The sequence below is a fragment of the Aquamicrobium sp. YD-1-mutant5 genome, from assembly GCF_059509755.1.
On the sequence record NZ_JCAKKP010000014.1, the window covers coordinates 22,541 to 35,974 of the forward strand.

The 13,434-nt window shown below is 62.4% G+C and carries 13 protein-coding genes, 1 tRNA gene and 1 pseudogene; 6 read left to right on the plus strand and 9 right to left on the minus strand.

What is annotated here, in order from left to right:
- Position 1 precedes the first annotated feature (1 nt).
- Positions 2-253, plus strand: a complete 252-nt coding sequence (locus AC5XE7_RS16640; protein ID WP_183829257.1) for a DUF6074 family protein — start codon at positions 2-4, stop codon at positions 251-253.
- 107 nt (positions 254-360) lie between these two features.
- Here the strand turns inward: AC5XE7_RS16640 and AC5XE7_RS16645 are convergent, their stop codons facing one another.
- The 6 genes and pseudogenes from AC5XE7_RS16645 to AC5XE7_RS16670 all read right to left on the minus strand — a co-directional run bounded on the left by AC5XE7_RS16645 (position 361) and on the right by AC5XE7_RS16670 (position 5,021).
- Positions 361-549, minus strand: coding sequence for a hypothetical protein (locus tag AC5XE7_RS16645; protein WP_495366892.1), 189 nt, complete (start codon positions 547-549; stop codon positions 361-363).
- A 63-nt stretch (positions 550-612) separates the two neighbouring features.
- Entirely contained in the window at positions 613-834 is a 222-nt protein-coding gene (locus AC5XE7_RS16650; RefSeq protein ID WP_183829263.1) for an alkylphosphonate utilization protein, read from the minus strand.
- Positions 835-982: 148 nt separating this feature from the next.
- Positions 983-1,225, minus strand: a pseudogene (locus AC5XE7_RS16655) (transcriptional regulator); the annotation flags it as partial.
- 298 nt (positions 1,226-1,523) lie between these two features.
- A tRNA-Glu gene (locus AC5XE7_RS16660) sits at positions 1,524-1,598 on the minus strand.
- Between the two features lie 138 nt (positions 1,599-1,736).
- Complete coding sequence (locus AC5XE7_RS16665; RefSeq protein ID WP_495366893.1) at positions 1,737-2,957, minus strand: YcbK family protein; 1,221 nt, start codon at positions 2,955-2,957, stop codon at positions 1,737-1,739.
- 222 nt (positions 2,958-3,179) lie between these two features.
- Complete coding sequence (locus tag AC5XE7_RS16670; RefSeq protein WP_495366894.1) at positions 3,180-5,021, minus strand: PHA/PHB synthase family protein; 1,842 nt, start codon at positions 5,019-5,021, stop codon at positions 3,180-3,182.
- Positions 5,022-5,118: 97 nt separating this feature from the next.
- Between AC5XE7_RS16670 and AC5XE7_RS16675 the strand changes: the two genes are divergently transcribed.
- From AC5XE7_RS16675 to recJ, 5 genes are all read left to right on the plus strand, one after another.
- Entirely contained in the window at positions 5,119-5,535 is a 417-nt protein-coding gene (locus AC5XE7_RS16675) for a hypothetical protein (RefSeq protein ID WP_495366895.1), read from the plus strand.
- Between the two features lie 48 nt (positions 5,536-5,583).
- Positions 5,584-6,801: an LL-diaminopimelate aminotransferase gene (locus AC5XE7_RS16680; protein ID WP_495366896.1), complete on the plus strand. Its 1,218-nt coding sequence runs from the start codon at positions 5,584-5,586 to the stop codon at positions 6,799-6,801.
- Positions 6,802-6,847: 46 nt separating this feature from the next.
- Positions 6,848-8,161, plus strand: coding sequence for a homoserine dehydrogenase (locus tag AC5XE7_RS16685; RefSeq protein ID WP_495366897.1), 1,314 nt, complete (start codon positions 6,848-6,850; stop codon positions 8,159-8,161).
- Positions 8,162-8,394: 233 nt separating this feature from the next.
- Positions 8,395-9,378 (plus strand): class II fructose-bisphosphatase, encoded by a 984-nt coding sequence (glpX, locus tag AC5XE7_RS16690; protein ID WP_495366935.1) that lies wholly within the window; start codon positions 8,395-8,397, stop codon positions 9,376-9,378.
- 58 nt (positions 9,379-9,436) lie between these two features.
- Positions 9,437-11,218, plus strand: a complete 1,782-nt coding sequence (gene recJ, locus AC5XE7_RS16695) for a single-stranded-DNA-specific exonuclease RecJ (RefSeq protein ID WP_495366898.1) — start codon at positions 9,437-9,439, stop codon at positions 11,216-11,218.
- A 13-nt stretch (positions 11,219-11,231) separates the two neighbouring features.
- Here the strand turns inward: recJ and AC5XE7_RS16700 are convergent, their stop codons facing one another.
- The 3 genes from AC5XE7_RS16700 to folE all read right to left on the minus strand — a co-directional run bounded on the left by AC5XE7_RS16700 (position 11,232) and on the right by folE (position 13,422).
- The gene (locus AC5XE7_RS16700; protein WP_495366899.1) at positions 11,232-12,191 is read right to left on the minus strand and encodes a patatin family protein; all 960 of its coding nucleotides are present in this window, start codon (positions 12,189-12,191) and stop codon (positions 11,232-11,234) included.
- A gap of 84 nt (positions 12,192-12,275) precedes the next feature.
- Complete coding sequence (gene hisI, locus AC5XE7_RS16705) at positions 12,276-12,734, minus strand: phosphoribosyl-AMP cyclohydrolase (protein WP_495366900.1); 459 nt, start codon at positions 12,732-12,734, stop codon at positions 12,276-12,278.
- Between the two features lie 49 nt (positions 12,735-12,783).
- Positions 12,784-13,422: a GTP cyclohydrolase I FolE gene (folE, locus tag AC5XE7_RS16710; protein ID WP_239798517.1), complete on the minus strand. Its 639-nt coding sequence runs from the start codon at positions 13,420-13,422 to the stop codon at positions 12,784-12,786.
- Positions 13,423-13,434 lie beyond the last annotated feature (12 nt).

Sequence of the window (13,434 nt, forward strand, 5' to 3'; positions counted from 1 at the left end):
CATGGCTGACTTGATTCCTTTCCCCCTTCATTCCCGCACCCGGCTTATCCGGTCCCTCGTTGACGATCTCAAGGTCGTGCACGGCCCGGCGGCCAATCTGTTCTGGCGCGAGCGCATTGCCGGCATCGTTCGTGAAATGCGGGGAGCCGGTCTCAGTGACGATGCAATCCGCACCGAGATACTTGGCTTGCAGGATGCGGTTCAGGCCGAGCTTCAGGGAAGCTACCTGCAACAGCGCGATGGTACGGCCTGATCACCGGAAAACACCTTCCGTGCAGGCCTGCAAGCCAGACGACGGTGTCTGGCTTGTCATGAGTGCGCTTGTTCGGAACGTGAAGGCGATCAGAAAGGGCTGAGGTTTCAGCGCCGGATCGAGCCTGTCATGAAGGGGTCGATCGCGGCGGGAAGGGACCTTGAAGGCTCCCTGGCCGACAGAATCGCCAGCGCAAGCAGGCCAACGAAAACAGGTGCGAAGAGCACACCGACCCGCGCCAGGCAGATCAGTGTCTCCCAGTGGCGCGGCGCTTGTTTTTCGTCATTCTGGCTCATGCTTTCGGGTATGGAGTGCAAGAGTCAATGTTCCGTTAAAACGCGCCGGGCCGCCCCGCTTGTTCACGCCTTCCTGACGAATTCGGTCTTCAGGACCAGACCCTTGACCTGCTTCGTATTGGCTTCGATCTCGCCCGGATTGCCGTTCAGGCGGATGTTCTTGACCATCGTGCCGCGCTTGATGGTTTCCGACGTGCCCTTGACCTTCAGGTCCTTGATGAGGGTGACGCTGTCGCCTTCATTGAGCTGGTTTCCATTGCTGTCACGAACCACGATGTCGGTCACAGGAATTTCCTTTCAGATATGCATGATGAAACACCCTGTCAGGCAGGGTGCTGATCCGGGGATTGAGGACTGATCAGAAGTCGTCGTCCGCGACGATCCCGCCTTCGCCTTCCAGCGTTGCGATTCGTCTCACTTCGGAAGCGCTGAACTTCAGCCTTACACCAGCGCCGCCGCCATTCTCGGGAATGAAACGGATGCCAAGCTGCTCAAGGGCAGCTTTGACAGCGCGCACATTGTTTGGAAGCCCGCCGGCCGGACCTTCGCTGGATTCCATGCGCCGCAAGGTTGTAATGGAGATATTTGCGAGCCGCGCCAGCCTGTCCTGGCCGATGCCCGCCAAAACTCTTCCGGCTGCGATCTGCCGCCCGCTGACCTGCTCTGCTTCGCTCAATTTCACAACCCGTCTTCCGCCAGCCCCATCGCGACCATATCACGGCAGGCTGTCCGATCAAACCGGACCACACGGATCGGACCAGAGGGGAGATGTTCAAGGGCGGCGCTCCCGAAGGAGCATTGCCTGAAGCCACCCCCGCAAGCTCGCCCGAAGGTCCGCCGCTGCCGAACTGATCGCATCGGCAGCCCCTGCATGCCAATGACGATTTGCAAAAGCATGTTACGGGCGAGGCTGACAGCGCACGAATCGACCGCGTGGGCGACGTACCGGATCTGGATGAAGTGCTTGAAAAATCTGGTACGCCCAAGGGGAATCGAACCCCTGTTTGCGCCGTGAAAGGGCGCCGTCCTAACCGCTAGACGATGGGCGCGTTCAGATGTTGGCGGTATATAGTTGGGTTGTTTGAAAGGGGCAACCCATCATCCGGCTCTGCGACAACTTTTTTCTCGAAATGCTTGTGGAGAAAGCCGTTTTTTCGATATCGCCCGAAAAATTCCGGGCGGGAAGCTTATTTGCGGCGACGGCAGCGCCAATCCCAGTCGCGTTCAGGGCCGACATCCACATGAACCGATTCTGTGTGGCAGTAGGTTCCAACGCCACCGCGTCCAGGCATGGAGCGCAGATACGTGGCAAGCTCCCACTTGCTGACGCCCGGAACCTGCACGTCGGCGGCTGCGCAATACATGTGCAGCGAATTCTTCGCGCCACGTGCGCGCTGGTTGCGGGAGGGGTCGCGATATCCCGAGGTGACGATCAGCTTCTTGCCGTAGTGGTTCTCGATGCCCTTGAGCACACGCACCAGCGAAGGCTTGAGACACGCGACGTCCACGCTCTCCGTCTGCTTCAGGAGGCCGTTGGGTGCAAGGCGGGCGAGACCGGCTGCCGAAGCCACCTGATAGGTGGCCGGGCCTTCATCCTCATTGATATCGACATCGCTGTCGTCATCGATACCGGATTTGCGCTTGATCTCGAAAAGGGCGTTCTGGCGAACGCCGGGAAGGGAATCACCGGAGAAATTGCTGCGCGCCGCGCTCGCGGAGGCAATCACGGGCTTCGCAGCGCCGGTCGAGGCGAGCGTTACGACCGGCTTGGCGGCGGTTTGCGCCGGAACGACCGGGTTCGACTTTGCTGCGGGGGATGCTGAAGCTGACGAGGCACCGAAGAAAGAAGCAAGGAAGCCCTTCTTCTTTTGCTGCGCCGGCTGCTGCGGAGGTTCGGTGGCGGTTACGAAAAATTCCGCGGGTTTTTGCTGGACCTCAGCCGGCTGTGCAGTCTGGACGGAGGCGGTTTGAACCGGTTTTGCGTCAGGCACCGGTTCTGTTGCCGTTGCCACTGCGAGCGTTTCCGTGGCTGGAGCCGTTTCCTGCGGCGCCTGCGTCTGACCCAGCGCTGCTGCCTGTGCCTGAAGCGTGTGCGCGGCTTCGCCGTTCACAGCTTCCATCGCTGCAACCGAAGTCGAGGGTTTCTGCGCCGGCATAAAAGCGACCTGATCGGGCAAATCGGTGTCACCCTCGGCGCTCATAAGCTGCTGCGGCTCGGCGGCGACTGCTGATTCGCTGGCGAAAGACGCAGAGGATGCGGGCGTCAGATCGGCTGCATTGTAGCCCGGCATGTCGACAGACAAAGTCGGATCGACGGTCGACGAGCAGGACGCAAGGAATATGGACAGGAGGGCAGCGGTAACGAACCGGCATTCACCTTTTGCGAGGCGCGATCCTGCTGATTTCAAAACAAAACTCCCTTGCATTCCGTCCGATGTCGTATCGACGCAGGCGTTTGAGGCGTCAGCATCGATCTGATCGTGTCCCCGGGTTCGCAAACGGGACCTGTGTCAAATCGGCAACCTTGCTGTGAATTCGGCGACTATCGACAGAATAAGATTACCAGAGAGTTGACGCAGCCATTTCACCCGCTTGGCGCCGGTCGTCAACTCACCAGACATTACAGATTGTTACACTCGCACACGGACATATGTGCCGGGCGCCTCATCCAGAGGCTGAATCCGCTGTCCGGGAAGGCGGGCATCTACGCGATCCGCATCCTGGCTTTCGATCCATCCGTGCCAGTGCGGCCACCAGGAACCCGGGGTTTCCTTGGCCTGCGCGAACCATTTGTCAAAATCGCCTTCAGGCTTGCCGCCGGTCCAGTACTGGTACTTGTTGAGATGCGGCGGATTGATCACGCCGGCGATATGGCCGGACCCTGCCATCACATATTCCACATCGCCGCCGAAGAATTTGCAGCCGAGGAAAACGGACCGGGCAGGGGCGATGTGATCTTCCTTGGCCGCCAGATTATAGACGGGGATGCTGATGTCAGCGAGCGATATGGTGCGGCCGGCAAGCTGCATCCGTCCCGCCGAGAGATTGTTCTCCAGATAGCAGTTGCGCAGATAGAAGGAGTGGTTGGCCGCCGTCATGCGCGTGGAATCGGCGTTCCAGTACAGCAGGTCGAAGGGCATCGGGTCTTTGCCGCGCATGTAGTTGTTCACGACATACGGCCAGATGAGGTCGCTGGAGCGCAGCATGTTGAAGGCCGTCGCCATCCGGGTACCGTCCAGATAGCCCTTTTCCTGCATGGCGCGTTCCAGCGCGCTGATCTGATCCTCGTCGACGAACACCTTGAGGTCGCCGGCATGGGTGAAGTCGACCTGCGTGGTGAAGAAGGTCACGGAACGTACCCGGTGGTCGCCTTCCTGCGCCATGAGGGCCAGAGCGGCAGAAAGCAGCGTGCCGCCGACGCAATATCCTATTGCATTGACTTCACGCTCGCCGGTTTCCTTCTCTATCGTGTCCAGCCCATATTGCAGGCCTTCCCTGATATAGGCCTCCCAGTTCTTGGCGCCGTGGCGTTCGTCCGGGTTCACCCATGAGATGACGAACACGCTGTGACCCTGCTCCGTGGCCCAGCGGATGAAGGATTTTTCCGGATTCAGGTCGAGAATGTAGAACTTGTTGATCCATGGCGGGCAGATCAGCAGCGGCCGCTTCAGTACCTTGTCGGTCGAGGGCGCGTACTGGATGATTTCGGCCACGTCGCTTCGGCCCACCACCTTGCCCGGCGTGACGGCGATGTTCTCGCCGATCGAGAAGCGCTTGTAATCGGATTGCCGTAGTCTGAGTTCGCCTTTGCCGGCGGCGATGTCCTCGGCCAGCATCTTCATGCCGCGAACGAGGTTCTCTCCATGTGAGGCCATGGTCTCGCGGAACAGTTCGGGGTTCGTGAACAGGAAATTCGACGGCGACATGGCTGCCGCAACCTGTTTGACGTAGAAATTGGCCTTCTGCCGCGTGTGTTCGTCCAGCCCTTCTGTCTGGTGCACGAGATCGGCGGCCCATCGCGACGTGACCAGATAGGTCTGCTTGAGAAAATCGAAAAAGGCGTTGCGGCCCCACTCAGGGTCCTGAAAGCGCTTGTCGCCGCGTTCCGGCTTTACGGCATCCTCGACCTGCGGGGCGTCAGGCGTGGTGTTCAGGCGCTGGATGGCCTTGCTCCACACGTCCATATAAGCGGCAAACAGGCGCGTCTGCGCCTCCAGCGCCCGCTGCGGATCGGAAAGCCAGTATTCGCTGAGCTTGGAGAAGGTTTTCACCATGTCGGCCACCGGCTCGGCCATGTGGTCGCGAACCTCGCCTTTTTCGCGGGGCTCCACCCATGCCGAGGCTGCCTTGCCGGCCTGTTCGATCATGCGGGCGAGATTGAGCGCGAAAAGCTCAGGATCCTTCACCAGATATTGCTCGATGGAGGATTGATTGTCGCTTTCGCCTTTGCCTTGGCCCGCTTTTTCGGACATGGTTCGCGCAACTCCTCCCTGACCCTGTGGTTGACATGCTATCATGACTAGGCGGATAGGGTCCAACACGGTCTACCCCGGATTTTACGGATTTACGATGACAGCTGGTATCGAAAAAGCGGCGGGCTCAAGGGCGCGATATTTCCTTGCAATCGCAGTGGCAGCAACGGCCCTCGGCCTCTCTGCCTGCGCCAGTAACGGGCCTTCCGGCACCAGCGCTCAGGGCGCCTCCTCGCAGGCCGGCGGCAATGTGGTGGGCCCGCGCGATACCGGCTCCTATCCCAACCTGAATATAAAGCCGGGGCAGGCGGCGCCCCAGTTCACCGATGCGGAGGCGCAGGCCAAGCTTAGCCAACTCAACGCCGAGCGCGCATCCGCGCAGAATCCGGCCCGCTCCAAAGGCGTGAAGGATGAAAGCGCGGCCCTGCGCAAGCTTGCTGCAACGCATGGTCCTGATACGCTGAGGCAGATCGAGGGCAAATGCGATCCCGCCCTCGACCCGACCTGTAAATAGGTCTATACCGCGCACCTGTTTTTACGCTTTCCGATCGCTGGAATTGCCATGGAAGAATTTCATAAAGTCCGCCGCCTCCCACCTTACGTGTTCGAGCAGGTCAATCGCCTGAAGGCGGCCGCGCGAGCCCGTGGCGCAGACATTATCGACCTTGGCATGGGCAATCCCGATCTGCCGACTCCGAAGGCGATCGTCGACAAGCTGTGCGAGGTCGTTCGCGATCCGCGCACGCATCGTTATTCCTCCTCGCGCGGCATTCCGGGTCTCAGGAAGGCGCAGGCCAGTTACTATGCCCGCCGCTTCGGCGTGAAGCTCGATCCCGACACGCAGGTCGTGGCCACACTCGGCTCCAAGGAAGGCTTCGCCAATATGGCGCAGGCCATCACCGCGCCGGGCGATGTCGTGCTGTGCCCGGATCCGACCTATCCGATCCATGCCTTCGGCTTCATCATGTCCGGCGGCGTCATCCGCTCGATGCAGGTCGAGCCGAATGATGACTTCATTCCGGCGCTGGAGCGTGGCGTTCGCCATTCGATCCCGAAGCCGCTGGCTCTGATCCTGAACTATCCGTCGAACCCGACGGCGCTGGTCGCCTCGCTCGACTTCTACAAGGATGTGGTCGCCTTCGCGAAGAAGAACGACATCATCATCCTCTCCGATCTCGCCTATTCGGAAATCTATTTCGACGGCAACCCGCCGCCTTCCGTGTTGGAGGTTCCTGGCGCGATGGATTGCACCGTGGAGTTCACCTCCATGTCGAAGACCTTCTCCATGCCCGGCTGGCGCATGGGCTTCGCCGTCGGCAACGAACGGCTGATTTCGGCGCTCACCCGCGTCAAATCCTATCTCGACTATGGCGCCTTCACCCCCATTCAGGTGGCGGCGACCGCGGCACTCAATGGCGACGGTTCCGACATCGCCGAGGTGCGCGAGGTCTATCATAAGCGCCGCGACGTGATGGTGGACGCCTTCACGCGCGCCGGCTGGCCGATCCCCGCACCTGCGGCCTCGATGTTTGCCTGGGCTCCCATTCCGGAGAAGTATCGGCATCTCGGTTCGCTGGAATTCTCCAAGCTCCTGATCGAGCACGCCGATGTCGCCGTCGCTCCCGGTGTCGGGTTCGGCGAGCATGGCGATGACTTCGTTCGCGTGGCGCTGGTCGAAAACGAGCATCGCATCCGTCAGGCAGCGCGCAACATCAAGCGCTTCCTGTCCATGGACGCCGCTCAATTTCAAAATGTGGTTCCGCTTTCAGCCCATCGCTGACGGCCAGCTACACTCTTGAACATCTGAAGAAGGGACTGAGCCTGTCATGGCTGAAGCATTGCGCGTTGGAATAGCTGGCCTCGGCACCGTGGGTGCTGCGGTCGCACGGGTTCTGGCGGAAAAGGCCGCTGAACTCACTCGCCAATGCGGCCGGGACATTATTGTCAGCGCGGTGTCAGCGCGCGATGCCAGCCGTGACCGCGGCGTCGATCTTTCCGGCGCGAAATGGTTCGATAATCCGGTGGACCTCGCACGCAATGCCGATATCGACGTTTTCGTCGAACTGATCGGCGGGGAAGAGGGCGCAGCCCGCGCCAGCGTCACCGCCGCACTCGAAGCCGGACGCCATGTCGTCACGGCAAACAAGGCTCTTCTCTCCCGTCACGGCGTGGAACTGGCCGGCATTGCGGAAGAACGCGGCATTCTCCTCAACTACGAGGCGGCTGTCGCCGGCGGCATTCCGGTCATCAAGACCATGCGCGAGGCCATGGCCGGGAATACGGTCAGCCGGGTGTTCGGCATCCTGAACGGCACCTGCAACTACATCCTTACCCGCATGGAAGCGGAAGGCCTGTCCTTCGAGGACTGCCTGAAGGACGCGCAGCGCCTCGGCTATGCCGAGGCCGACCCAACCTTCGACATCGAAGGCAACGACACCGCGCACAAGCTGTCGATCCTCACCAGCCTTGCTTTCGGCAGCCGCATCGCTCCCGATGACATCTATCTCGAAGGCATCTCCAACATCACGCAGGCTGATATCCGCGCTGCCAGCGAACTCGGCTATCGCATCAAGCTGCTGGGCGTTGCCCAGCGCACCGAAACCGGCATCGAGCAGCGCGTGCACCCGACCATGGTGCCGACGGCATCGGTCATCGCACAGGTGCATGGTGTCACCAACGCGGTGGCGATCGAGACCGATATTCTGGGTGAATTGCTGTTGTCCGGCCCCGGTGCCGGCGGCAACGCCACGGCGTCCGCCGTCATCGGCGACATTGCCGACATCGCCAAGAGCCGTCCGGGGTTCCAGCATGGGCCGGTGTTCGGGCGTCCGGCGAAGGAACTGCATCCCTATGTCAGGGCGCGCATGCGCACGCATGAGGGTGGCTATTTCATCCGCCTGACCGTGCATGACCGCGCCGGTGTCTTCGCCGCCGTCGCCACGCGCATGGCCGAGAACGAGATTTCTCTGGAATCCATTGTCCAGCACGCCAACGGCGCCAACCCTGAAACGCAGAAGACAGTCATTCTCGTCACCCACGAGACCACGGAAGCGGCGGTGCGCAGGGCGGTGGAAGGTATCGTCGCGGATGGACATCTGGTCGACAAGCCGCAGGTGATCCGTATCGAGCGGGCCGGATAGAGCATGTTGCAGTCAGACGGAATCGTCTGACGTCGCACAAATGCGGCCGGGGAAAACAAGCTGGAGCAGCGGGGGTGCGTTCGTCAGAACGCCCGCTGCTCCAGGCCTTTCAATCGATTGATATTGCTGCTTCTTTGTTGATTGTTGCGCCGGGACTTGCTGTTGTCACGCGCCTTTGACAAAAGAGGGCAAAGCTCCACGAAGGGGCATGGGAAAAGGGATTGAGCAAGATCATGAATGCGGCAGACAAGATCAGTGCGGGCCTCGACCGGGTTCTGACCATGGAACTGGTGCGCGTTACCGAGCGCGCGGCGGTGGCTGCGGCCAGGCTTCGCGGGCGCGGCGACGAGAAGGCCGCCGATCAGGTCGCCGTCGATGCGATGCGCACCGAGCTGAACCGCCTTGCCATCAAGGGTACGGTGGTGATCGGCGAAGGCGAGCGCGACGAGGCGCCGATGCTTTACATCGGCGAGGAAGTCGGCACCGGCAACGGCCCTGAAGTCGACATCGCGCTCGATCCGCTGGAAGGCACGACGATCTGCGCCAAGAACCTGCCCAACGCACTCGCCGTCGTGGCGCTGGCGGAAAAGGGCAGCCTGCTCAACGCGCCCGACGTCTACATGGAAAAGATCGCCATCGGTCCCGGCTATGCTGACGATGTGATCGACATCGATGCGTCCCCGGCCGAGAACATCGCGAGCCTGGCCAAGGCCAAGGGCGTTCCGGTTTCCGAGATCACCGCCTGCATTCTCGACCGTCCGCGCCATGCCGCCATCATCGAGGCCGTGCGCGCCACGGGCGCCGCCATCCGCCTGATCGGCGACGGTGACGTGGCCGGCGTCATTCACACCACCGATCCAGACGAGACCGGCATCGACATCTATATGGGCACCGGCGGTGCGCCCGAAGGCGTGCTCGCGGCTGCCGCGCTGCGCTGCATCGGCGGCCAGATTCAGGGCCGTCTCATTCTGGACACGCCGGAAAAGGTCGAGCGCGCGGCCCGCATGGGCGTCAGCGATCCGCGCAAGGTCTATCGCGCCGAGGAAATGGCGCGCGGCGACGTGCTGTTCGCCGCAACCGGCGTCACCGACGGCAACATGCTGTCGGGCGTGAAGTTCGCCAGCAACTACATCACCACCCACACCATCGTGCTGCGCTCGTCCTCGCGCACCGTGCGTGAGATCAAGGCGCGCCATCAGGATCTGGACAAGTTCTGATTACGGTGGCGATGCTGTCGGCCTGTAATCGCGTCTCACACAGGGAATGCGAGAGATAATGGCCGACAAGCGTTTTTTCCTCGATGTCCGGCGTTCCGCGACGGGCATCTTCTGGGAGCATCGGCTGAGCGACCGCCAGGACATGATCGCTCTGGCGATCGCGCAGGGACACGGTGTTCCCGACATCGTGGCGCGGGTGCTGGCCGGGCGTGGCGTGCAGGCGGCGGAAGCCGCGCGCTTCCTCGACCCGACGATCCGCGACCTGCTTCCCGATCCGGCCTCGCTGACCGACATGGAGCAGGCCGCCAGCCGCATCGCCGATGCCGTCGTGCGCAAGGAGAAGGTGGCGATCTTCGGCGACTATGACGTTGATGGCGCCGCCTCTTCCGCCCTGCTGAAGCGGTTTCTCGCGCATTTCGGCGTCGAATCCGAAATCTACATTCCAGACCGCATTTTCGAGGGCTACGGCCCCAATCCGGATGCGATGCGCGAACTTGTGGCGCGCGGCGCGTCGCTGATCGTGACCGTCGACTGCGGCACCAACAGTGCGGCCTCCATCGAAGCGGCGAAGGAAGCCGGCGCCGATGTCGTGGTGATCGATCATCATCAGGTGGGGGGCGCGCTGCCGCAGGGCGTGGCTGTGGTCAACCCGAACCGGGAGGACGACCTTTCGGGGCAGGGGCATCTGTGCGCCGCAGGCGTCGTGTTCCTGACGCTCGTGCAGGTGGCGAAGGTGCTGCGCCAGCGGCTTGCCGCAAGCGCGCAGCCGAACCTGCTGGGTCTGCTCGATCTGGTCGCGCTGGCGACGGTCTGCGATGTCGTTCCTCTGGTTGGGGTGAACCGGGCCTTCGTGGTCAGGGGGCTTCAGATCATGCGCCAGCAGTCCAATGTGGGGCTTGCTGCGCTGGCGAAACTGTCCCGCATCGGCGAGCCGATCAACGCCTTTCATCTGGGCTTCCTCATCGGACCGCGCATCAATGCCGGCGGGCGCATCGGCGATGCCGCGCTGGGCAGCCGGCTGCTGGCAACCGACGACCCGGTCGAGGCACAATCGATCGCGGAAACGCTCGACCGCCTCAATCAGGAGCGGCAGGCGATGGAAGTTGAAATGCTGGCGCAGGCCCGCGCCGAGGCGGACGCCGAGCTGGCCGGCGGCAATGGCCCTGCGGTTCTCGTTACGGCCGATCCGTCATGGCATCCGGGCATTGTCGGGCTTCTGGCCTCGCGCCTGAAGGATCACGCGCGCCGGCCGGCCTTTGCCATCGCCTTCAATCCAAATGGCATCGGCACCGGGTCGGGTCGCTCGGTTCCGGGTTTCGACCTCGGGCGCATGGTGCGCGAGGCGGTGGAGGCGGGGCTGCTGGTCAAGGGCGGCGGCCATGCCATGGCGGCAGGCATCACTGTGGAGAAGGAAAAGCTCGGCGCACTGCGCGCCTTCTTCGAGGAGCGGGCGGCGGCCGATGTGTTCCGGCTTCAGGATCAGGAAAGCCTGCTGATCGATGCAGCCCTTGCCGCTGAAGGCGCCACGCTGCAACTGCTCGACACGCTGGAAAAGGCTGGTCCCTACGGCACCGGCCATGTCGCGCCGGTGTTCGCGCTGCCGCGTCACAGGCTGGTTGATGCGCGGCTGGTGGGCGCAAACCACATCCGGGCGGAATTGCGCTCGGATAGCGGCGGGCGCATTCAGGGCATCGCCTTTCGGGCCGCCGACACAGCACTCGGCGATTTCCTGTTCAGGAGCCGCGGGCAGACCATTCATACGGCAGGTTCGCTGTCGTCGAACTACTGGAACGGCAATCGCAGCGCTCAGTTCAGGATCATCGACGCCGCAGAATCGTGATCAGGCGGCATGATCAGACCAGCGCGCTTTGCAGCCGCCTGAGCTGCTCCACATTGGCCATGGCGGCTTCGTAACCGAGATCTATGGCTTCGCTGGCGCGATGGAAATCGGCCAGCCCGATATGGCTGAGCCTCGGTTGCAGCGACAGATCGGGCGGGTCGCCAGCAAGCCGCGACCGCGAAATGCGATCCTGAATGATGTTGAAGGCCTCGAACATCACGCCGGTAATGCCAAGCCGCGCGTCATGCGCCGAAGTCTGCTCGGCCGCATGAGGGGAGGCGTCGGTCGCTCCGTTCCCGGCATCATGGCGGATCACGGCCGCGCGGCCGAAATTGTCGGAACTGAGATTGACGGCAACCACCGCCGGCTGCTCGTAGGCGCGGCACACCGACACGGGAACCGGATTGACCAGCGCGCCGTCCACCAGCAGCCGTCCGTTGCACTGCACCGGCGCGAATATGCCGGGCAGGGCGTAAGAGGAGCGCATGGCGGTGATCAGCGAGCCTTTCCAGAGCCAGATCTCGTGCCCGCTGTGAATTTCCGCAGCGACGCCGACGAAGGGTTTGGGAAGATCCTCGAAACGCGTTCCGTTGAGATGCTCGCGCAGGCGCGCATCGAGCTTCAGACCGCCGAACAGGCCGCTGCCGCGAAAGGTGATGTCGAGCAGGCCGAAAATGCGGCGCTTGGTGAGGCTGCGGGCGAACTCTTCGAGTTCATCCAGCTTGCCTGCAAGGTAGCAGCCACCCACCAGCGCGCCGATGGAGGTGCCGGCGATCATGGAGATCTCGATGCCGGCTTCGTCCAGCGCGCGCAGCACGCCGATATGCGCCCAGCCGCGCGCGCAGCCGCCGCCAAGTGCCAGCGCAATGCCTTTTGCCGGAGGGGGAAAGGGATCTGCGGAGCCGCTGGCCGACGACAGCCCGTTGGCTTCGCTGACCTGTGGTTTGCCACGTAATGACGCCCATTCGAGCATCACGATCTCCCTTGTGTTCCGTTCAGTCTATGCCCGTCCCGTATCGAAAAGGTGAATCAGTATAGAAGCAAGCCGGGGGGTGGGTCAGTGAGACTTTCGATAGATGGCATCTGCGTCGAACAGGGGTGCGGTTCCGTCTCCGGAAACGATGGCAGCGCCGTCGCGAACGTCCACTTTCCTGTAGAAGCAGGAACGCCTGCCCGTATGGCAGGTTGCATCGTGGCCTGCGACCTTAACGCGCAGCCACACCGCATCCTGATCGCAGTCGGTGCGCAGTTCCACGACCTGTTGCAGGTTTCCCGACGTCTCGCCCTTCTTCCACAAGGCGTTGCGCGAGCGTGACCAGTAATGGGCGACGCCGGTTTCCAGCGTCAGCGCCAGCGCCTTGGCGTTCATATGCGCCACCATCAAAAGCATGCCGTCGGCGGCATCGGTCACCACCGCGGTGACAAGACCGCTGGCGTCGAAGCGTGGGGTGAAGGCCCCGTTCTCCTGTTCGAGCGCAGTTTTGTCCGCAGGGGCGGGGGTGAAGGTCAGCGCCATGCCGGCTGCTCCCGTAAGTGCGTTGGCTGCGAAAGGGGGGAAGGCGCGTCTAGCGCGCCAGCCCGCCCCGCGCCATGGTCATGAACCGGATCTGTTCCTCGACATTGTCGCTGAACGTGCCGGTGAAGGTGGAGGTGAGGGTGGTGGAACCCTGCTTGCGGATGCCGCGCATGGCCATGCACATATGCTCCGCCTCGATCAGCACGGCCACGCCGCGCGGATTGAGCACATCCTGGATGACATTGGCGATCTGCGCCGTCATCGATTCCTGCGTCTGCAGGCGATGGGCGAAGATATCGACCACGCGCGCGATCTTGGAGAGGCCGACGACCTTGCCGTCCGGCAGATAGCCGACATGCGCCTTGCCGATGATCGGCACCATGTGGTGCTCGCAATGCGAATGAAACTGGATGTCGCGGATGACGACGAGATCATCGTAGCCGGCCACTTCCTCGAAGGTGCGGCCAAGCTCTTCGGCCGGGCACATGTCGTAGCCGTTGAACATCTCGCGATAGGCCTTGGCCACGCGCTTGGGCGTATCGATCAGGCCTTCGCGATCGGGATTGTCTCCCGTCCAGCGCAGCAGGGTGCGCACCGCGGCTTCGACCTCTTCCTGCGTCGGCCGGTCGGTAACCGGTTTGTCCAGATAGGAGGAGGCAGGCATTTTCTGCTTGATGACGGCGTCCATAAAGGCGTCTCC

Excerpts from the sequence above, each read along its gene's own strand:
- AC5XE7_RS16640 (WP_183829257.1), top strand. The coding sequence starts at position 2 with ATGGCTGACTTGATTCCTTTCCCCCTTCATTCCCGCACCCGGCTTATC.
- AC5XE7_RS16645 (WP_495366892.1), bottom strand. The coding sequence starts at position 549 with ATGAGCCAGAATGACGAAAAACAAGCGCCGCGCCACTGGGAGACACTG.
- AC5XE7_RS16670 (WP_495366894.1), bottom strand. The coding sequence starts at position 5,021 with ATGTCCGAAAAAGCGGGCCAAGGCAAAGGCGAAAGCGACAATCAATCC.
- AC5XE7_RS16675 (WP_495366895.1), top strand. The coding sequence starts at position 5,119 with ATGACAGCTGGTATCGAAAAAGCGGCGGGCTCAAGGGCGCGATATTTC.
- AC5XE7_RS16680 (WP_495366896.1), top strand. The coding sequence starts at position 5,584 with ATGGAAGAATTTCATAAAGTCCGCCGCCTCCCACCTTACGTGTTCGAG.
- AC5XE7_RS16685 (WP_495366897.1), top strand. The coding sequence starts at position 6,848 with ATGGCTGAAGCATTGCGCGTTGGAATAGCTGGCCTCGGCACCGTGGGT.
- glpX (WP_495366935.1), top strand. The coding sequence starts at position 8,395 with ATGAATGCGGCAGACAAGATCAGTGCGGGCCTCGACCGGGTTCTGACC.
- recJ (WP_495366898.1), top strand. The coding sequence starts at position 9,437 with ATGGCCGACAAGCGTTTTTTCCTCGATGTCCGGCGTTCCGCGACGGGC.
- AC5XE7_RS16700 (WP_495366899.1), bottom strand. The coding sequence starts at position 12,191 with ATGCTCGAATGGGCGTCATTACGTGGCAAACCACAGGTCAGCGAAGCC.
- hisI (WP_495366900.1), bottom strand. The coding sequence starts at position 12,734 with ATGGCGCTGACCTTCACCCCCGCCCCTGCGGACAAAACTGCGCTCGAA.
- folE (WP_239798517.1), bottom strand. The coding sequence starts at position 13,422 with ATGGACGCCGTCATCAAGCAGAAAATGCCTGCCTCCTCCTATCTGGAC.